Raw genomic sequence first — 18,713 nt, 5'->3', positions numbered from 1 at the left:
GGCGCGGGGCGGCTCCTCACCGGCCGGGGAAACGGGGTGGGCGTTTCTCCTGGAAGGCACGCAGGCCTTCCTGCGCGTCCTGGCCAGGATTGACGACCATGACCGCGAGCTGCGCATCCGCGAGCGACTGCTCGAACGTCGACTCCAGGCCGCTGCGCAGCAACTGCTTGGCGACCCGGACCGCGATCGGCGACCTCGCCGCGAAGGCACGGGCAAGTTCCAACGCGCGCTCGGCAAGCAGGTCATCGGGGACGACCTCGGTGACAAGGCCGAGCTCGCGGGCCCGCTCGGCGTCGTAGACCTCGGCGAGGGCAACCATCCGCAACGCGTGGTCGAAGCCCATGAAACGCGGGAACAGCCACGCGCCGCCCTCGTCGGGGAGCAGGCCCACCCGTCCGGCGGTGTCACCGAGCCGGGCGCCGGCCGCCGCTACCCGCAGATCGCACAGCAGCGCGAGGGTGAGCCCTCCGGCGACCGCAGCACCGTTCACCGCCGCGATCACCGGTTTGTCCAGACGCAGGAGCCGCAGCGCCACCGCGTGCATATCCTCCCGCAGTTCCCGGGCCCGTCCGAGCGGACGCCTGGTGACGTGCCCGAACCCGGCCGCGGCGTCCCCGGCCACGTCCCCGCCCGTGCAGAAGCCACGTCCCGCCCCGGTGAGCACAAGCGCGCGCAGCTCGTCGTCGGCCTCGTACCCGCGTAATGCCGCCTCGATCTCATGGCACATCGTCGGCGTGTACGCGTTGAGCCGCTCCGGTCGGTTCAGGGTGAGCCGCGCGACATGCGGCTCCACCACCTCCCACAGCACCTGTTGGTAGTCGCCGCTCACAGGTCCTTCGCCTCGAATCGGGCCTGCTGCGGCGGCCCTCCCAGGTTGATCCCACCACCGACCTGGATCACGTTGCCCTGCACATAGGCGGCATCCTCAGAGCACAGGAACGACACCACCCCGGAGATCTCCTCCGGCGTCCCGAAACGCTGCTGTGGGATGAACGCCAACACGTCGTCCCAGTACGCCTGGGGCATCAGACCCAGCAGGCTGTCCCGCTCATTCCAGATCGCACCCGGCGCGACCGCGTTCGACCGCACCCCGTAACGGCTGTACTCCACGGCCACCGCACGCGAAAGCTGGTGCAGCGCCCCCTTGGCGATCGCGTACGGCGACTCGAAGTAACCGGCGCCCACGAACGGAGCGGTCGAGGTGATGTTGACGATCACCCCCCACCGGCGGTGGACCATGTACGGCAGGGTCAGGACCACCAACTCGTGCGGGGTCCGATAGTTCGCAGCCCACAGCCGGTCGAACGTCTCCGGCGGCACCTCGTGCAACAGGTGCTCCATCGTGTTGATCGCCGCGTTGTTGACGAGGATGTCGATGCCGCCGAACCGCTCGGTCACGAGGTCCACGACCTGGGCCGCCCGCCCGGTGTCGGTCACGTCGAACGGCAACGCCAACGTCTCGACACCGAACTCCGCGGCGATGTCCGCCGCGACGCTCACGCTGCGTCCCTCGTGCCGATCCGTCACCACCACGGCCGCGCCCTCAGCGGCCAGGCGCCGGGCGACGGCGCGGCCGATGCCCGCACCGGCCGCCGCCGTCACCAACGCCACATGCCCGTTCAAGATCACTTTTCAACTCTCCCCTGGAAGAGGCTCCGGAAGACCGCCGGAGGAATGGACGGCTGCCTTTTCTTCAGTCCGCATCCGATGATCCGCAGGGTATCCTCGGATGGTTCAGGCCCGGCCAGGATGTGTTTCGCAAGCCAGGCTTCCGGCTCGCGCCGTCAGACGACCCCGGTTTTCTTCCAACCATCGACATCCTGCTCGCCGTAGCTGAGTTCGGCCCAGAATAAATCCCGTCCCTGTTCCGTACGCAGGTTCAGGGTGACGCTTCGCTTGTTCTTGTTGACCTGCACGTGCGCCGGGCTGCGATGAGGGGTGATCTGACCGAGCATGTCCCGCAGGTAGTCGCCCTGAAACGGACTCTCAATCTTGATCACATCGGCGCCGAGATCGCCCAGCAGCATACCCAGATGGTCCCCGTTGAACAGCATGGCCGACTCCAGCACACGGACACCAGATAATAGTTGGATCATCGCACGCCTCTTCGACAACCTGTTGATCCGCGGTCTGCTTCACGGATGACCGAACGGTGGTGCCGGACATCTCACCGCACGTCAAGCAGAGACCTGCCATTGTCGTGCGCGATTGTCCGGCGCTGCTCGTCGGTGAGAGCCGCAGCATGGTCGAGGAAGTCGCGCGGAGTCGCGTAGCCCTCGGGGTGCGGCCAGTCCGAGCCGAGCACAATGCTTTCTGCCCCAGCCTCGTTCGCGATCTTGACAACGTCGTCCTCGGGAAACGGCGTGACCTTGACATGCCGCTTGACGATCTCACTGGGCCGCTCCTGTAGCCGGCCCCCGATCCATGGTCCGTTACGCCCCATCCCACGCATCTTGTCGAGCCGCCGGACGAAGTAGGGAAACCACTCCGCGCCGTGTTCGACGGACACCACCCGCAACCGGGGAAAGCGACCGAAGAGATTTCCGTACACCAGAGCGGACAAAGTATCCATTATCGGCCGATCGCAGTAGCAGTTCATCCACTGCCACGACGACTGGGAGTACGACGACGGATCCGGGTTCTCGCCCCACAGGCTCGACACGTCACGGTTGTAACCACTCTCAGTAACGTGGTAAGCGACAGACACACCAGCTTCGTCGAGCCGCGACCAGACCGGGTCGAAGTACGGGTCGGCCGGTGACCGGCCGTACACCGGGCCGGGGCGCATCGCCACGACCCGCGCCCCGCGGGCAAGAACGAACTCGACCTCCCTCACCGCGGCATCGAGATCCCTCATGGGTATCGAGGGCGCGGCGAAGATCCTGTCCCGGTAGGCGAACCCCCACTCCTCGTAGAACCACTCGTTGAACGCGTGGAAGTTGCGGTACAGCTGCTCCGAGGTGCGATGGAAGCCTTCCGCGGTCACCGCGACGCTCGGAAACAGCAGGATGGCCTGCACCCCCTGAGCGTCCATCGTCTGAAGGCGTGCGTCGCGGTCGAGGTACTCGGGACGCGGCTGTTCCCAGGCGTACCCCTCGGTGACCGTGCCCGACTTCATGCTCCGCAGCATCTCGGCCAACGAGCCAGGCCGGCCCACCTGGCCGTAGATCTCGCCGTCGACGAATGTCAACGGACGGTCACCCACGAACGGGACCTCCCGCCCGTCCGGCGACAGCCCCGGCCTGACCGCTTCGTCGAGGTAGCGCGACGGCAGGAATCGGGTGAACGAGTCACGCGGCTCGTAACAGTGGTTGTCACAGTCATAGAGCCCGTACCGGATGTCTCCAGACATGATCCATATGCTCCTTCGATTTTCTCGACGATCGGACAGTAATAACTTGGAGGCTGGTACACAAGAGGCGGGATGGAGCAGGTTCGTGGCTGGCGACGGCCCCGAGGAGTTCAGCAGAGGAGGACGACCGCATGACCCTCGAACCAGAGCGGGTGCCGCAGAAACGACGCGGTCGGGGACGGCCCCGAGACCAGGCTGTCGGGACACGGGTACGCGAGGCCGCGCGCGCGGAGTTGGCCGGCAACGGCGTCGCGCACTTCAGCATCAGCCGGGTGGCCCGCCGCGCCGGCGTCGCCAAGGGCACCGTCTCGCTGCGCTGGCCCGAGCCCCTCGACCTTCTCATCGACGCCCTGCGCGAACAGCTCGGGTGGGATCCCGTACCCGATCTCGGGTCCCTTGCCGCCGAACTGCGCCTGATCGCGCAACGTACGACGGCGGTTCTCACCCCGCCGGGATTCGAACTCGCGATGCACCTGGTCGTGGTCTCGGCGCGACACCCCAACCTGCGGGAACGCTATCGACGCCACATCGTGGAGGTTGGGTTGGACCACACCCGTCAGGCCTTCATCCGCGCACGGACACGAGGGGAGCTCCGCCCGGATGTCGACCTGGATCCGCTGGTGCAGACCTTCATCGGCGCGATCGTCGTGGCCACCATGTGGTCACCCGACATGGCCCCACCCGACCAGGAACAATGCGATCGGATCGTGGCCGTGACACTCGCGGCGTGCCGGGCTCTGGGCAATGACGATCGGGACGCAACCCGATGTCATCGATCGACGCCGACCGGAAGCCCGGGACGCTAAGGTCGGTCAGGTGACCGCGTTCCGGGCGACTGGGAAATTGCTGGCCATCAGCGACCTGCATGTCGCTTTTGCCGACAACCGTCGGATCGTGGAGGACCTGCGACCGGAGTCGGACGCCGACTGGCTGATCGTCGCCGGTGACGTCGGTGAACTCATCGCCGACGTCGAATGGGCCCTCGGTGTGCTGCGCGGGCGGTTCGCCACGGTGATCTGGGTTCCGGGCAACCACGAGTTGTGGACACCGGGAAAGGATCCCGTGCAGTTGTCCGGTGCACGGCGCTACCAGCACCTGGTGCAGATGTGTGGAAGTCTCGGCGTACTGACCCCGGAGGATCCCTACCCGGTGTGGGAGGGCGTCGGTGGCCCGGTCATCGTGGCGCCGCTGTTCCTGCTCTACGACTACACGTTCCGCCCGGCGGGCACGTCCACGAAGGAGCAGGCCCTTGCCCGGGCGCGGAAAGCGGGCATTGTCTGCACGGACGAGTTCATGCTGGATCCCGCCCCGTACCCGGGCGTGGACGCATGGTCCCGGGAACGGGTCGAGCAGACCCGTTCCCGGCTGGCCGCATGCGATCCCGACCTTCCGACCGTCCTGGTGAACCATTTCCCGCTCGTGCGTGACCCGACATACACGTTACGTTATCCCGAGTTCGCGCAGTGGTGCGGCACCGAGAGCACCGCCGACTGGCACCTGCGGTTCCGGGCCGCCGCCGTCGTGTACGGCCATCTCCACATCCCCCGCACGACCTGGTACGACGGCGTCCGGTTCGAGGAGGTTTCGGTCGGCTATCCCCGGGAGTGGCGCAGCTGGAACGGCCCGCGAAACGTCCCCCGGCAGATACTGCCGGAGCCGGGCCGGCGGGACTGAGACCGCCGGCGGAATCGAACAGCACGAGCCCTACGGACGCCACGATCTGACCGGGGTCGTCACGGGTCAGGACGAGCCGAGAACCACTGCCGTCACGTTGCCGGGGCTCCGACCACCGAGATGGCGTCGACAAGTTCGGCACGGGTCGGGATGCCGGGCGGGCGGCTCGGTCGCCAACCCCCTGCCAGCAGGTCCAACACCCGCGGTTCCACCTCACGCAGGCGCCCCGGCGGATCGGCCATGTGCATGTGGCGGAGCACCATCCGTGCGATCTCCGGGTCGGCGCCGGCGGCTGCGAGCACCATGATCTGCGGAAGGACGTCCGGGGACGGGCTCATCCGCGGGATGACCGGAACCCCGCCGCCCATGACCGAACGCCAGGCCGCGGTGCGCGCACCGTCCAGCGACCGGGCGTCGTCGAACCACCCCCACAGCTCGTCGTGGGCCCAGACATTGACCTTCGTCCGCCACAGCTCACGGTCGCCGGGGTCCTCGGCCACCGCCCGGGTAAGCGTGAGGGCGTGCGCGACAGCGAGGGAGGAGCCGCGGCCGAAGTGCGGGTTGGTGGTGCAGACCACGTCACCGATCGCGTGCAGCCCCAGGGGCGCGGCCGGGTGCAGCGGCCGGAACACGTTACGCAGGCCACTCATGACCATGATGTCGGAGATCGGCTCGGCGAAGTCCAGGTCGGTCCACGCCGCCCCGAGCGGAACGAAGCGTGCGGCCGCCTCGAAGACGGGCACCGCCCGCAGGGCCGCCAGCGTCCTGTCCTCCGGCAGATGGACGAAGGTGAGCGTGAAGATCCCGGCGTCATGTGGAAAGACCAGGGTCGCATAGCCGTCCGACTCGTCGACGCCGATCACCCCGCGGTTGACCGAAGGCATCCGGCGTCCGGGCCGCATCCGGTAGCGGCGTGACCGGTAGACCTCGTTCGCCGGTTCGGAGAAGGTCTGCTCGCCGACCAGTTCCGCGGTCAGTCGGCTGCTGCGACCACCGCAGTCGACCACCAGATCCGCCGGATGCAGGCCACTTCCGCCGAGACGCACCCCGGTGACCGCACCCCGCTCCGCCTCGACCCGCGTCACGGCATCGAGGCGGACGTTGATTCCCGGCTCGGCCTCGACCTGCCGGCGCAACGTCCATTCCAGCGTGCTGCGCCGGCACCAGAACGAGCGCAGCCCATCCGGCAGGGCCACGTCGACCGCACCGGCGGCACGCAGATCGTCCACGACGTCGGGCAGGTCCGCCAGCAGTTCGGAACAGATCCTGGCGAGAAAGGCGTGCGGCTGGTGGAACTGCGCGACCCCGGGCCGTTTCCACGACGCCGCGTCCCCCACCTGAGCCGGTCGCACGGCCACGTCCCGGTCGACGAGCACCACGTGGTGCCCGAGCCGGGCGAGCGCGAGGGATGTCGTCATCCCTGCCACGCCTGCGCCGCAGACCACAACCCGCAACCGTGCGCTGCTGTCCATCCGATCCCCCGATCTCCGTTACCGGTTGCCTTACCCGTGCCCTTGACCTGTGTCCCGGTCTCAACCGCCGAAGACGGCGTGCAGGTGATCCTCGATGGCGCCGGCAAGGACCGGCCTGGTCCGGAAACCGACGTGCCCGTCGGGTCGGATCAGGTAGGCGCACGGTCCGGTGGTCGCATAGCCGGCCCGGAAGGCGCGTGCGGTGTCGTGGATGACCTGTAGGTCAACGCCCGGGTCGACGCCAACCGCCGGCGACGCGTCCGGGTCTGCGACGACGTAGATCCTGACCAGTCCACCGACCTGCTGACGTACCAGGACGGCAAGCTTCTCGTAGCCGCGCAGGTCTTCCAGGGTCGTCGAGGAGTCCGCGTAGAACAGCAGGGTGTGGACGGTGCCGCGGGTCAGCTCGAACAGCCGCAGCGGATGGCCGACACCGGGGCGCCTGAGCCCGTGCACGTCCGGCGCGCGGTCCCCGGCCGCCGGGCCCCGTTCCGGCGCGTCCCAGCCCAACGCCTCGCCGACTCCCGGGGTGCCATGGTAGGTCAGCGTCATCTGCATCTCGTCGAGGAACTGCGCCTTCTCGTCGGCGTTGTCGATCTCGTCGGTGAACGCCACCCGCACCGCCCGGTCCATGACCGACTGGCCCGCCGGGCGGCGCTCCGCCTCGTAACTGTCAAGCAGGCCCGGCCCCGCGTGCCCGCCCACCGCGAGGGCGAGCTTCCAGCCGAGGTTGTAGGCGTCCTGGATACCGGTGTTCATGCCCTGGCCGCCGGCGGGCGGGTGCAGGTGGGCGGCGTCGCCGGCGACGAAGGCACGGTCGACCCGGTACCGGTCGACGATCCCGTGACTGATCCGGAAGATCGACGACCAGCGGAGGTTACGTCCGGTGGTACCGGCCGGAGCCAACCGGTCGAGCGCGACCTGGAACTCCGCGAGCGTCGGCGGCTCGTACTCCTTGGTGAAGCCGGGCGGGACATCGGTGCGGGCGGCCTCCGCCATGATGCGCGGCGGTGCCATCGTCGCCATCCGGTAGCGGCCCCTGCCCCGCAACGGGACGCACACGAGCATCCCGCCCAGTTGACCATCGGTCACCTGCATGAAACGCAGCAGGTAACCCTCGGGCATCGACCAGTCGACCTCGAGGTCGGCGAGCATGAACAGCTGCGGGAACCGGCCGGCCCCGGCGTTGAAGGCCAGGTTCAGTTCCTTGCGCACGGTGCTGTGCGCGCCGTCGCATCCGACGATGTACCGGGCGCGCACCGTCTCCTCGCCGCCGCCGTCGACACCCGCGGTCGACAGCCGCGCGGTCACGCCGGAGGCGTCCTGGGTGAAGCCGCGCAGCGCCACGCCACGCTCGACCGAACCGCCCAGCGCCGCCAGCCGATCGGTGAGGATGCGTTCGGTCTCGTACTGCGGCAACCCCAGATGGGCGTAGGGGAGTTCCGGCAGGTTCCATTCGACCCGGTGCGTCTGTCGTCCGTTGACGACGACGATCTGGCCGTTGAACCAGATCCCGGTGTCCATCGCCTCTGCGACGATGCCCATGTCCTCCCAGATCTCCATGGTTCGGCAGTGCACTCCGATGGCCTTGTCCGCCTGCCCCGGCGGCTCGGTGCTCTTCTCCACCAGCCGGCATCGGACGCCGCGGCGCGCCAGTTCGACGGCCAGGGTGAGCCCGGTCGGTCCCGCGCCGACGACCAGCACGTCGGTGGTCGCCCGCGGGTCCCCCTGCCTTGTGACACGGGCAACCGGGTCGTATCCGGGAACGGCGCCGAGGGAGGCGGGCGGCGATGCGGGGAGCCCGGCTGGAGCCTCCGGCGGGCGGGCCGCGATCGTGAAGATACGGCGCGCGAACCCACGGGTGAGGTGTGGGAGGAGCTGACGGGTCTTGTCGGTGTGACGCGGGTCCTGGACCCAGGTGAGGAAGGCGTCCTTCGACGTCCACTCCGCGAGCAGGTGGTAGGTCTGCGTTCCGGGCTCGTGCAGCAGCTCCTCCCGGATGTGCCCGGGGGTGCCCCGCATCTGCGCGGCGACCTCCAGGAAGGCCTGTTCGAAGGTTTCCTCCTCGCCGATGGGCACGGTTGTCGTCACCAGGACCCGTACCGCCGGCCCCCGCCCCTCCAGGGTGTGCAGCACCTCGTAGGTCTGGCGGGCCGCGTCGTCGCGCAGTTCGCGTAGCGCGGTGGTGAGATGATCGCGTCGGGCGCTGCGCCCGAAGGCGTCGAGAGCCGCACGGTTCGCCCAGTCGCTGACGATCACGAACTCGCCGGGGCTGGCCGGATCCCGCATGAGGTCCTGGCGGATGTTGCCCGGCTCCCTGCTGATGACCTGGGCTGCCTTCATCCAGGCGCTCTCGAACTCCTGCTCGTGGCCGGGGATGGCCCGCATGCGCAGCAGCGTGCGAACCGTGTCCGGACCGACGCTTTCAGTGGTATCCAGGTTGGTCATCTAGTTCTCCTCGTGGTAGCGACGCAGCACAAGCGAGGCGTTGAACCCGTCGAGCCCACGGGCGTTGACCATCGCGGCCTGCACCGGCGTCGGGGTCACCTCGGACACGAAGTTCAGCTCGCATCCGGGTGCGGGATCACGGGTGCCCGCGGTCGGCGGCAGTAGGTCATGGCGCATCGCCAGCAGCGCCGTGGCCACGTCCAGAGCGGCCCCGCCCTGGTAGAGCCGGCCCACCAGGGGCTTTTGTGTGGTGACGGCCGGTGACGCCGACCCGAACGCGCGTCCCATGGCGGCACACTCGTCCCGGTCACCGGCGGGCACGCCGAGCGCGTCGGGGAAGACGACGTCGAGATCATCCGGTCGGACCCCCGCCCGCTCCAGGGCCGTGGTCATGGCACGGGCGTACTGGCCCACGTCGCCGTCACCCCGCGGACCGCGGTGCCGCCCGTCGAACGTGGCGGCAGCCCCGGCGATCTCCCCGTAGATCACCGGGGCACCTCGGGCCAGGGCATGGTCGAGATCCTCGACGACGAGAACGGCACCGCCCTCACCGGGAACATAACCGTCCGCGTCCACGTCGAACGGACAGTACGCCCGCTCCGGGTCGGTCCGGGTCGTCATCGCGCCACTGTGCTGCTGGCAGGTGAGCGCATACGGGGACAGCGGCGCTTCGGTCCCGCCCGCCAGCACCACGGCGGTCCCGCGGCGGACGAGGCGGGCCGCATGAGCGAGGCTGTCCACCCCGCCCGCGCTCTCGGACACCAGCACCACCGACGGCCCCTTCATACCGTGGCGGATCGAGAGCTGACCGACCGTGGCCGCGTAGAACCAGGCGATCGACTGGTAGGCGCCGACCGTGCGCGACGGCGAGCCCCACAGATGCTGGAGCTCACGCTGACCGAACACGTTCCCACCAGAACCGCTCGCGAGCGCCACGGACATGTCGTACGGGTCGAGTGCCCCCGGGTCGATCTCGGCATCGGCAAGGGCCTGACCTGCGGCGGCGAAGGCCAGATGGGTCCACCGGTCGGTCTGCACCGCGAACCGGCTCGGCAGGTGCTCGCCCGCCTGGAAGCCGTCGATCTCCCCGGCGAGGGTGGTGGCGTACCGGGACGGGTTGAAGGAGGTGATGCGCCCGATCCGACCCTCCCCGGACAGCGCCGTCTTCCAGTAGGTGTCCACGCCCACGCCGCTCGCGGCCACGATCCCGATACCGGTCACCACCGCGCGCCGGGTCATCACATGACGGGTCATCACGCCGCCTCCCGCAACCTGGCGAAGACCATGGCGGACTGGAACCCGCCGAAGCCGCTGCCGACCGACAACGCGACGTCGACCCGGTGCTCCCGCGCCGTGTTCGGCGTGTAATCAAGATCGCATTCGGGATCGCGGTTGGCCCAGTTCGCGGTCGGCGGTACCACCCCGTGCTCGATCGCCAGGGCGCAGGCAGCCATCTCGATGGCGCCGATCGCGCCGAGGGAGTGGCCGACCATGGACTTGATGGAGCTGATCGGGACCTGGTAGGCGTGCTCACCCAGGGCCCGTTTGAACGCGGCGGTCTCGTGCCGGTCGTTCTGCTTGGTCCCCGAACCGTGGGCGTTGATGTAGGAGACCCGCTCCGGCGCGAGTCGTCCCTGATCCAACGCATCGCTGATGGCGACCGCCATCTCCGCACCGTCGGGACGCAGCCCGGTCATGTGGAAGGCGTTGCCCCGGGTGGCGAAGCCCGCGACCTCGCAGTAGACGTGCGCGCCACGGCGCAGTGCGCGGCCCATCTCCTCCAGGACGAGAACGGCTCCCCCCTCGCCCAGGATGAATCCCTGCCGGTCCCGGTCGAACGGCCGGGACGCGTGCGCGGGATCGGAGTCGTCCGGCGACGTCGCCTTGATCGCGTCGAACGAGGCGAGCGTGACCGGGGAGATCGGCGAGTCCGACGCGCCGGCAAGCACCACGTCGGCCTCCCCGTCCATCACGAGCTGGTAGCCGTACCCGATGGCGTCGATCCCGGACGTGCAGCCGGTCGAGACGACCTGCGCCGGGCCGTGCGTGGCGAACCGGACGCCGACGTCCGCGGCGAGACTGGACGGGACCAGTGCCTGGTACAGGAACGGAGCGGCATGATCGGGATCGACGAGCCATTCCCGTCCGGCATCGCTGGCCACGACGTACTCGGTCTCCAGGGCGGTGGTGGCGCCGACCGCCGTGCCCATCGCCACGCCGGTCGCGTCCGCGGTCGCCTCGTCGAAGACGATTCCGCTGTCGGTGACGGCCTCCGCCGCTGCGGCGAGGGCGAACTGGATGTACCGGTCGGACCTGCGGATCTGTCGGGGCGACAGTCCGGCCGCCGAAGGATCGAAATCGCATTCGGCGGCAACCCGGGAGCGAAACGGCGATGGGTCGAAGAAGGTGATACGGCGAGTGGCGGTCCGTCCTTCGGTCAGGCTCGACCAGAACGCCTCCCGGGTCACCCCACCCGGTGCCACCACGCCCACGCCTGTCACCGCCACCCGTCGGGGGCCGTTCATTGAGGGGCCGCCAGGTCGCCGGTGCCGGCGGTGGCCTTCTCGGTGTCGGCCCGTTCGGTGTCGGCGGTGGCCTTCTCCGTGTCGGCCCGTTCGGTGTCGGCCCGTTCGGTGTCGACGTGGCCCAGGTCGGGACGGGGCGCGAGGGGGCCGAGGTGGAAGACGACCGACGCGTCCCCGGCCCCGGTGTTGCGCAGCCGGTGCCGCATCCCGACCGGGATGTACAGGCCCTCGTCGGATGCGACGACCACGGGCTCGTCGTCGCAGTCGACGGTGATGGTCCCCCGCGTGACGCAGAGGAACTCTTCGCTGTACGGATGGTAATGCTCGGCGATCTTCTCGCCAGGTCGGAGGGTGGCCACCCCCATGAAGCCGGAGGTACTCCCGACGGTGCGCGGGCCGAGCAGGACACGCAGCTCACCGCCGCGGCGCCGGTCGGCCGGCACGTCACAGGCAGCTACGTGTCCACAGCAGGATATGACAGTCATGTCAGATGCTCCTGTCCCTCTCATCAGGCGCCCGCGGCGCGAGCCGCGCCCGCGACACCGACTCCGCTGGCTGCTGCCCGCCGCTCGACCTTGCCCCGGATGACCTCCATCTGGATCACCGAGTTGGCGTTGATCCGGGTGGTCATGGCCTCGTCGTCGACCGGTGCGTCCGGACGCATGGCGAAGTCCTGCACCCAGGTCATCCGGACGCCGCCGTCAGCCTCCTCGTACGACCAGAAGATGTTCATGTACTCGAAGGGACCGGGTTCGACCCGGTGCGCGCGCACCTCCCGGCGACCCCGGTCAACCGTGCGTTCGCTGACCCATGACCAGACCTGACCGTGCTCGTCCGGATGCATGGTCAGCCGAAAGCGCACCGTGTCGCCCCGGCGCTCAAGAATTTCCACCGAGGCGTATTCCGTGAACAGATCGGGCCAGTTCTCCAGGTCATTCGTCATATTCCAGGCGACGTCAAGAGGAGCGGCAATGAGAACCGAGTTCCGCGTGTGTCCCGACATCTTCAACGCACCTCTCCGGCACCTTCGGTGACAACGCCGGCAATCTCGCCCACGGTCATGTCGATGGCATTCTCGGGAATCTCGACGCCGAAGCTCTCGAGGATCACCGCTTGCAGTTCCAGCACCGCCAGCGAGTCGATCTCAAGGTCCCGGAGGGAAAGCTGGTCATTCCCCGTGAACACCTCGGGATCCACACCGGCCTTCGTGGCGAGAATCTCCGATATCTGCGCCGGCGTGACGACGGCCCGCGCGCGGCCGGTAGCCTCAGTACTCATCGTCGTCTCTTTCCGAAGCTGCGACCATGCGGTCGACCAGGCTGATGGAATGCTGCCCCACACGGAAATCCGTGGGCATCCTCACGCCGCCTCCCCGCGGCGCGCGGACCGTGTGGGTTCAGTGGTTCCAGTGGATTCATAGGTGTAGAAGCACTGCGCTATCGCATCCTGCGGTGAACGCCAGGTCGGCAGGTACGGCTGGATATACGGCCGAAGCCGGTCGCTGACGTTTTTGAACTCCTCGTGCTCACGGACGTTCTCAATCGCCCGTCGACCGTCGTCGGCCGTCTCCAGAAGATGGATGTAGAGGTCCCCGAGCGAATAGAGTGAACGGTGGACGACGCCCGCGACACGCGGCAGCCCAGTGGCATCCGACTCGGCGAAGACACCCGCGACATCCGACTGGGAACCGGGCGTTATTCTGGCAACGATCAGCGATCTGTTCATGGCGCTTTCCCCCTCCAGCGAACCAATGTTTCAGTCCAGGCCGACCTCCCTACCGAGAGTAAGGCTGAGCACACAGTGCGTCCACCTGTCGCGTCTCCGATGACGCGCGGCAACACCCATCCCCACGCGATGCGGATCAGATGGGTGAAAATCGCGAACGGCGGCGGCGTCTCAGCGCAACCGACCGGTCCGCCGCGGTGTCACTGTCTCAGCGCAACCGACCGGTCCGCGATGTCACTGTCTCAGCGCAACCGACCGGTCCGCCGCGATGTCACTCCGTCCGCGCCACCGACTGGCGGAGGAGGAACTTCTGTACCTTGCCTGACGCCGTGCGGGGAAGGGCGTCCACGACACACCAGTCGACCGGCACCTTGAAGTAGGCGAGCCGGGAGCGCGTGAACGCCGCCAGCTCCGCCGCATCGGTTTCCTGGCCGGGGGCGGGCACGACGAAGGCGACCGGGACCTCGCCGAGGCGGTCGTCGGGCGCACCGACCACCGCCACGTCCGCGACAGCCGGATGCTCCAGAAGCGTTTCCTCCACCTCACGCGGGTAGATGTTCTCCCCACCGCGGATGATGACGTCCCGGATACGGCCGTGGATCCGCAGGATGCCGTCGGCGTCCATGCTGCACAGGTCACCGGTGTGCAGCCAGCCGTCATCGTCGAGCGTCCGGCTGGTGGCGTCGGGATCGTCGTGGTAGCCACTCATGCTCAGCGATGAGCGGATCAACAGCTCGCCGTGCTCACCGATGCCCGCTGTGCCGCCGGTGTCGCCGCCGGTGCCGGTGCCGGGCACGCTGATGCGTGCCTCACGGTGGGCGAGTGCCCGCCCGAGCGTCTCAGCCTTGATCAGATCGCTGTCCGAAGGCAGGCAGGCGGTTGCGTTCGGCGCCTCGGACTGACCGTAGGAGATGATTACGCGGCAGCCCAGCACTGCTTCGGCGCGGCGGATGAGCGCGGGTGGCACGGTCGTGCCGCCCGTCTGGATGACCTGGAGACTACTGATGTCGTGGCTGGTGAGCGCGGGGTAGGCCAGCAGGTCGTACAACATCGTCGGAACGGCCCCCAGCGCCGTGACCTGCGCCTGCTCGATGAGCCGCAGCGTCCGCCCCGGTTCGAAGCCCGGGGACAGGACCATCGTGCCCTCCGCGCCGAATGTCATCAGGACCCCGGACACCGAACCTCCCACATGGTGCAGGGGCAGGCCGGAACACCACACCAGCGGCGCTTGGAAGACACGCCCCGCGATGCGCCCGGTGTTGAGCACGGCGAAGTGGGACAGGACAGCGCCCTTGGGTCTTCCCGTCGTCCCCGACGTGTACTGGATGAGGAACGGCGCCTGGGGCGACACCACGGGCAACGGCCCCGACTGCGCCGGCAGCGCAAGCCGCAGTTCCTCAAGCGGCAGGACGCGCGCAGGTCGCGGTAACTCGCGGGCGAGCGCCTCGGCACGCTCGCGCAACGGCGACCCGCGGTGTTCGGCCGCTGCGATGACGAGCCTCGCGCCGGACTGTCGCAGCTCGTGGCGGACCTCGTCGTCCCGCAGCGAGGTGTTGACCGGTACGAGCACGGTGCCCGCCAGCGCGCTGGCGCACTGCACGATGATCCAGTCAACGCAGTTGGGTGCCCACAGCGCGATCCGGTCCCCTGGTTCCACCACGCCGAGCAGGCCCGCCGCGACGGCGCCGGCATCAGCGACCAACCCGGCATAGGTCAGGGTCTCCAGGCCCTCGCCCACCGACCAGCGCAGCGCCGGCCGGTCGGGGTGCCGGTGGGCAACATGCCGTAGCCAGTTGCCGACCGACTCCTCGACCAGCTCGACACTCGTGTCGGCCGGCCAGTGGGCCGCGGTGAGCCTCACCATTTGTTCACCCTCGAGATTCACTCATGGTCAGGATTTGTTCACCGTCAGGATTTATTCACCATCGAGGTTGAGCGAGCGTCCCACGATCTCCTTCATGACCTCGTTGGAACCGGCGTAGATCCGCTGCACCCGACCGTCACGCCACAACCGGGCGATCTCGTACTCGTTCATGTAGCCATAGCCGCCGAACAGCTGCAGACAGCGGTCGACGACCTCACACTGGGTGTCGGTCGTCCACTGCTTGAGACCGGCGGAGTCGACCGCGCTGAGCTCACCGTCTAGATACGCCTGCACCGCGGAATCCACATACGCCTGCGCGACGTCGCACAACGTCTTGATCGCGGCCAGCTCGAACCGGGTGTTCTGGAACGAACCGATCGTCGTACCGAACGCCTTGCGTGTGCGCACCTGCTCGATCGTCAACGCGAGTGCCCGCTTCATGATGGCGACCGCGCCGACTCCCGCGCCGAGCCGCTCCGTGCCGAGGCTCTCCATCAGGTGGTAGAAGCCGCGCCCCTCCTGGCCGACCAGGTTCGATATCGGCACCCGCACCTCGTCGAAGAACAACTCGGCGGTGTCCTGCGCCTTCTGCCCGATCTTGTCGAGCTTGTGGCCACGGCTGAAGCCCGGCGAATCCGCGTCGATGACGAGCAGGCTGATCCCCCGGTGGCCGGCGTCCGGGTCGGTCTTGACGGCGACGAGCGCCTTGTCGCACAGCAGCCCGTTCGTGATGAACGTCTTCGAACCGGACACGACGTAGTGGTCACCGTCGCGGCGGGCTGTCGTGCGGATCGCCTTCACGTCCGAACCGGCGCCGGGCTCGCTCATGGCCAGCGCCCAGATGATGTCCCCGCTCACCGAGCCGGGCAGCCACCGGGCCTTCTGCTCCTCGGTGGTCAGTTTGATGATGTAGGGGGGCATCACGTCGTTCTGCAGCCCGAAACCGACGCCGACGGTGCCGGTCGCCCAGAACTCCTCCGCGAGCACCATGCTGTACCGGTAGTCGTTGACTCCGGCGCCGCCGTACTCCTCCGGCGCCGACCACAGCAGCAGACCCGCGCGGCCCGCCTTCCGCCAGACCTCCCGGTCGACGACCCCGGCCTGCTCCCACTCGCCGGTGTGCGGGACGCACTCCTTCTCGAAGAAGGCCCGAGCAAGCTTCCGGAACTCTTCGTGCTCGGGTTCGAACAGCGTACGACGCACCGGACCAGCTCCTTCGGGTCGACCCGCCCTCGCCTACCGACAGCAGGACCTTCCTATTAATTACACGATTCCGCAAGAGGTCGGGCGGGACGGCCCGTCAGCCGGGACGGCACATCTGCGCACCGCACGAGAACCGGATAGGGCCACCCGAGATCACCGGGTGACAGCACGCAACCGGTGGTCGAGCGCGGTGTGGCGACGCCCGCCACCGACGGCGCGGACGGCCTGCCCGATCGCCCTGCGCGAACCGACGAGGACCACCAGTTTGCGGGCCCGGGTGATCGCCGTGTACAGAAGGTTGCGTTGCAGCATCATCCAGGCACTGGTAGTGATCGGGATGACCACCGCCGGGTACTCGCTGCCCTGCGAACGGTGGATGGTCACGGCATAGGCATGGACGAGCTCATCGAGTTCGGTGAACTCGTAGTCGATGTCCTCGTCCTCGTCCGTGCGCACCGTGAGCTTCTGCTCGTCGGGGTCGAGGGCCGTGACCACGCCGAGAGTTCCGTTGAAGACACCGCTCGCGCCCTTGTCGTAGTTGTTGCGGATCTGGGTCACCTTGTCCCCGACCCGAAAGACCCGGCCGCCGACCCTGCGTTCGGGCACGTCCTGGCGGGACGGCGTCAGCGCCTCCTGTAGCAGGGTGTTCAGTGCGCCGGCACCTGCCGGGCCGCGGTGCATCGGGGCGAGCACCTGCACATCCCGGCGTGGGTCGAGCCCGAACCTCGCCGGGATGCGGCGGGCCACGACGTCGACGGTCATCACCGCGGCGTCCTCAGCCTCGTCCGCGGCGAAGAAGAAGAAGTCCGACAAGCCGCGCACCAACGGGTGGTCGCCAGCGTTGATGCGGTGCGCGTTGGTCACCACACCGGACTCCTGCGCCTGCCGGAAGACGCGGGTGAGCCGCACGTGCGGGACCGGCGTACCCACGGCCAGCAGATCACGCAGGACCTCACCGGCGCCGACGGACGGCAGCTGGTCGACGTCCCCGACCAGCAGCAGATGCGCCCCCGGCGGGACGGCCTTGGCGAGCTTGTTGGCCAACAGGAGATCGAGCATGGACGCCTCGTCGACGACGACGAGATCGGCATCGAGGGGCCGGTCCCGGTCGAAGGCGGCGTCCCCACCGGGGCGCAGTTCCAAAAGCCGGTGCACGGTGGACGCATCCTGCCCGGTCAGCTCGGTGAGCCGTTTGGCCGCTCGACCGGTGGGTGCGGCCAGCACCACCTTCGCGCCCTTGGCCCGAGCGAGAGTGACCACCGACCGGACGGTGAAGCTCTTGCCGCACCCCGGCCCGCCGGTGAGTACGGCGACCTTCTCGGTCAGGGCGAGTTTCACCGCCGCTTCCTGCTCGGGCGCAAGCTGCGTCCGGGTCCGCGCGTGCAGCCAGGACAGTGCCCGGCCCCAGTCGACGTCCACGAACGCGGGCATCCGGTCGGTCGGTGTCCGCAGCAGTCGCAGCAGCTGGTTCGCCAGGGAGATCTCGGCGCGGTGGAACGGAACCAGGTAGACCGCGGCGACCGGCTCGTCCGGGTCGTCCCCCGGGATCTCCTCGCGGACCACCCCTTCCTCGACCACGAGCTCGGCCAGGCACTCGATCACCGCCCCGGTGTCGACCTGCAGGATCTTGATTGCCTCCGCGATCAGCTGATGTTCGGGAAGGAAGCAGTTCCCGTCCCCGGTGGACTCCGACAGCGTGAACACCAGACCGGCCTTGATCCGCTGCGGGCTGTCATGCGGAATCCCGACGGCTTTCGCGATCGTGTCCGCGGTGCGGAAACCGATGCCCCACACGTCGGTCGCCAACCGGTACGGCTCCTTACGGACCACGTCGATCGAACGATCGGCGTACTGCTTGTAGATCCGTACCGCCAACGACGTGGACACCCCGACCCCCTGGAGGAAGACCATCACCTCCTTGATCGACTTCTGTTCCTCCCAGGCGGCCGCGATCGCCTTCGTCCGCTTGGGCCCGAGTTTCGGAACCTCGATCAGCCGTTCGGGCTGCTGTTCGATGACATCCAGGGCCGCGATCCCGAAATGCTCGACGATCCGCTCGGCGAGCTTCGGCCCGATGCCTTTGATCAGCCCTGAACCGAGATAGCGACGAATACCCTGAACCGTCGCCGGCAGCACGGTCGTGTAGTCCTCGACCTGGAACTGCTTGCCATACTGGGGATGCGAACCCCACCGTCCCCGCATCCGCAGCGACTCGCCGGGCTGCGCGCCCAGCAGTGCACCCACCACCGTGACCAGGTCACCGTGGCGCCCGGCGTCCACCCGGGCGACGGTGTACCCCGTGTCCTCGTTGGCGTAGGTGATCCGTTCCAGCACCGCTTCCAGCACCGACCCGCGAAACGGCTCCACCACTGCCATGCCGCGTGATTCTCCCGTCCCGCCTGCGCCTCCCGCCGCGCTCCGGCAGGGATATCACAGCAGGAATATCACAA

The 18,713-nt window shown here is 68.4% G+C and carries 17 protein-coding genes; 2 read left to right on the top strand and 15 right to left on the bottom strand.

The genetic code is table 11. The features are described 5' to 3' along the window. Positions 1-16 precede the first annotated feature (16 nt). The 4 genes from NBW77_RS08000 to NBW77_RS07985 form a co-directional block, all read right to left on the bottom strand. A complete protein-coding gene (locus NBW77_RS08000; protein WP_131747159.1) occupies positions 17-829 on the bottom strand; it encodes an enoyl-CoA hydratase/isomerase family protein in 813 nt (270 codons plus the stop codon). Further along, entirely contained in the window at positions 826-1,629 is an 804-nt protein-coding gene (locus NBW77_RS07995) for an SDR family NAD(P)-dependent oxidoreductase (RefSeq protein ID WP_131747160.1), read from the bottom strand. The genes NBW77_RS08000 and NBW77_RS07995 overlap by 4 nt, the downstream gene beginning before the upstream one ends. 155 nt (positions 1,630-1,784) lie before the next feature. After that, entirely contained in the window at positions 1,785-2,096 is a 312-nt protein-coding gene (locus NBW77_RS07990) for a CoA transferase (RefSeq protein ID WP_284346902.1), read from the bottom strand. Positions 2,097-2,167: 71 nt separating this feature from the next. Continuing rightward, the gene (locus NBW77_RS07985; protein ID WP_131747161.1) at positions 2,168-3,352 is read right to left on the bottom strand and encodes an amidohydrolase family protein; all 1,185 of its coding nucleotides are present in this window, start codon (positions 3,350-3,352) and stop codon (positions 2,168-2,170) included. Positions 3,353-3,483: 131 nt separating this feature from the next. Here NBW77_RS07985 and NBW77_RS07980 point away from each other — a divergent pair, with 131 nt between their 5' ends. Continuing rightward, complete coding sequence (locus NBW77_RS07980; RefSeq protein ID WP_131747162.1) at positions 3,484-4,158, top strand: TetR/AcrR family transcriptional regulator; 675 nt, start codon at positions 3,484-3,486, stop codon at positions 4,156-4,158. 10 nt (positions 4,159-4,168) lie between these two features. Next, on the top strand, positions 4,169-5,026 hold the full coding sequence (locus NBW77_RS07975; RefSeq protein WP_250279505.1) for a metallophosphoesterase family protein: 858 nt from the start codon (positions 4,169-4,171) through the stop codon (positions 5,024-5,026). A 92-nt stretch (positions 5,027-5,118) separates the two neighbouring features. Here the strand turns inward: NBW77_RS07975 and NBW77_RS07970 are convergent, their stop codons facing one another. The 11 genes from NBW77_RS07970 to recD2 all read right to left on the bottom strand — a co-directional run bounded on the left by NBW77_RS07970 (position 5,119) and on the right by recD2 (position 18,639). Continuing rightward, positions 5,119-6,498 (bottom strand): NAD(P)/FAD-dependent oxidoreductase, encoded by a 1,380-nt coding sequence (locus tag NBW77_RS07970; protein ID WP_250279504.1) that lies wholly within the window; start codon positions 6,496-6,498, stop codon positions 5,119-5,121. 60 nt (positions 6,499-6,558) lie between these two features. Beyond that, entirely contained in the window at positions 6,559-8,946 is a 2,388-nt protein-coding gene (locus NBW77_RS07965; protein ID WP_131747164.1) for an FAD-dependent oxidoreductase, read from the bottom strand. Beyond that, entirely contained in the window at positions 8,947-10,200 is a 1,254-nt protein-coding gene (locus NBW77_RS07960) for a beta-ketoacyl synthase N-terminal-like domain-containing protein (protein ID WP_242605887.1), read from the bottom strand. It abuts the gene before it with no gap. Next, positions 10,200-11,471, bottom strand: coding sequence for a beta-ketoacyl-[acyl-carrier-protein] synthase family protein (locus NBW77_RS07955; protein WP_131747165.1), 1,272 nt, complete (start codon positions 11,469-11,471; stop codon positions 10,200-10,202). The genes NBW77_RS07960 and NBW77_RS07955 overlap by 1 nt, the downstream gene beginning before the upstream one ends. After that, on the bottom strand, positions 11,468-11,956 hold the full coding sequence (locus NBW77_RS07950; protein ID WP_131747166.1) for a cupin domain-containing protein: 489 nt from the start codon (positions 11,954-11,956) through the stop codon (positions 11,468-11,470). Before NBW77_RS07950 ends, NBW77_RS07955 begins: the two co-directional genes overlap by 4 nt. A 23-nt stretch (positions 11,957-11,979) precedes the next feature. Next, the gene (locus NBW77_RS07945) at positions 11,980-12,474 is read right to left on the bottom strand and encodes an SRPBCC family protein (RefSeq protein ID WP_131747167.1); all 495 of its coding nucleotides are present in this window, start codon (positions 12,472-12,474) and stop codon (positions 11,980-11,982) included. Positions 12,475-12,476: 2 nt separating this feature from the next. Beyond that, positions 12,477-12,749: an acyl carrier protein gene (locus tag NBW77_RS07940; protein ID WP_131747188.1), complete on the bottom strand. Its 273-nt coding sequence runs from the start codon at positions 12,747-12,749 to the stop codon at positions 12,477-12,479. A gap of 81 nt (positions 12,750-12,830) precedes the next feature. Beyond that, the gene (locus tag NBW77_RS07935) at positions 12,831-13,196 is read right to left on the bottom strand and encodes a TcmI family type II polyketide cyclase (RefSeq protein ID WP_131747168.1); all 366 of its coding nucleotides are present in this window, start codon (positions 13,194-13,196) and stop codon (positions 12,831-12,833) included. Positions 13,197-13,467: 271 nt separating this feature from the next. Then, a complete protein-coding gene (locus NBW77_RS07930) occupies positions 13,468-15,060 on the bottom strand; it encodes a class I adenylate-forming enzyme family protein (protein WP_250279503.1) in 1,593 nt (530 codons plus the stop codon). A 51-nt stretch (positions 15,061-15,111) separates the two neighbouring features. Next, entirely contained in the window at positions 15,112-16,263 is a 1,152-nt protein-coding gene (locus NBW77_RS07925) for an acyl-CoA dehydrogenase family protein (RefSeq protein WP_131747169.1), read from the bottom strand. Between the two features lie 153 nt (positions 16,264-16,416). Next, positions 16,417-18,639 carry an SF1B family DNA helicase RecD2 gene (gene recD2 / locus NBW77_RS07920; protein ID WP_131747170.1) on the bottom strand — a complete coding sequence of 741 codons (2,223 nt, stop codon included), beginning with the start codon at positions 18,637-18,639 and terminating at the stop codon, positions 16,417-16,419. Between the last annotated feature and the right edge of the window lie 74 nt (positions 18,640-18,713).

Source organism: Frankia sp. Cppng1_Ct_nod (assembly GCF_920656135.1).
Taxonomy (GTDB): domain Bacteria; phylum Actinomycetota; class Actinomycetes; order Frankiales; family Frankiaceae; genus Protofrankia; species Protofrankia meridionalis.
The sequence above is the reverse complement of the archived record's forward strand: the minus strand, read 5'-3'. Positions and strand labels throughout refer to the sequence as shown.

Excerpts from the sequence above, each read along its gene's own strand:
- NBW77_RS07990 (WP_284346902.1), bottom strand. The coding sequence starts at position 2,096 with ATGATCCAACTATTATCTGGTGTCCGTGTGCTGGAGTCGGCCATGCTG.
- NBW77_RS07985 (WP_131747161.1), bottom strand. The coding sequence starts at position 3,352 with ATGTCTGGAGACATCCGGTACGGGCTCTATGACTGTGACAACCACTGT.
- NBW77_RS07980 (WP_131747162.1), top strand. The coding sequence starts at position 3,484 with ATGACCCTCGAACCAGAGCGGGTGCCGCAGAAACGACGCGGTCGGGGA.
- NBW77_RS07970 (WP_250279504.1), bottom strand. The coding sequence starts at position 6,498 with ATGGACAGCAGCGCACGGTTGCGGGTTGTGGTCTGCGGCGCAGGCGTG.
- NBW77_RS07965 (WP_131747164.1), bottom strand. The coding sequence starts at position 8,946 with ATGACCAACCTGGATACCACTGAAAGCGTCGGTCCGGACACGGTTCGC.
- NBW77_RS07960 (WP_242605887.1), bottom strand. The coding sequence starts at position 10,200 with ATGACCCGTCATGTGATGACCCGGCGCGCGGTGGTGACCGGTATCGGG.
- NBW77_RS07955 (WP_131747165.1), bottom strand. The coding sequence starts at position 11,471 with ATGAACGGCCCCCGACGGGTGGCGGTGACAGGCGTGGGCGTGGTGGCA.
- NBW77_RS07950 (WP_131747166.1), bottom strand. The coding sequence starts at position 11,956 with ATGACTGTCATATCCTGCTGTGGACACGTAGCTGCCTGTGACGTGCCG.
- NBW77_RS07945 (WP_131747167.1), bottom strand. The coding sequence starts at position 12,474 with ATGTCGGGACACACGCGGAACTCGGTTCTCATTGCCGCTCCTCTTGAC.
- NBW77_RS07940 (WP_131747188.1), bottom strand. The coding sequence starts at position 12,749 with ATGAGTACTGAGGCTACCGGCCGCGCGCGGGCCGTCGTCACGCCGGCG.
- NBW77_RS07935 (WP_131747168.1), bottom strand. The coding sequence starts at position 13,196 with ATGAACAGATCGCTGATCGTTGCCAGAATAACGCCCGGTTCCCAGTCG.
- NBW77_RS07930 (WP_250279503.1), bottom strand. The coding sequence starts at position 15,060 with ATGGTGAGGCTCACCGCGGCCCACTGGCCGGCCGACACGAGTGTCGAG.
- recD2 (WP_131747170.1), bottom strand. The coding sequence starts at position 18,639 with ATGGCAGTGGTGGAGCCGTTTCGCGGGTCGGTGCTGGAAGCGGTGCTG.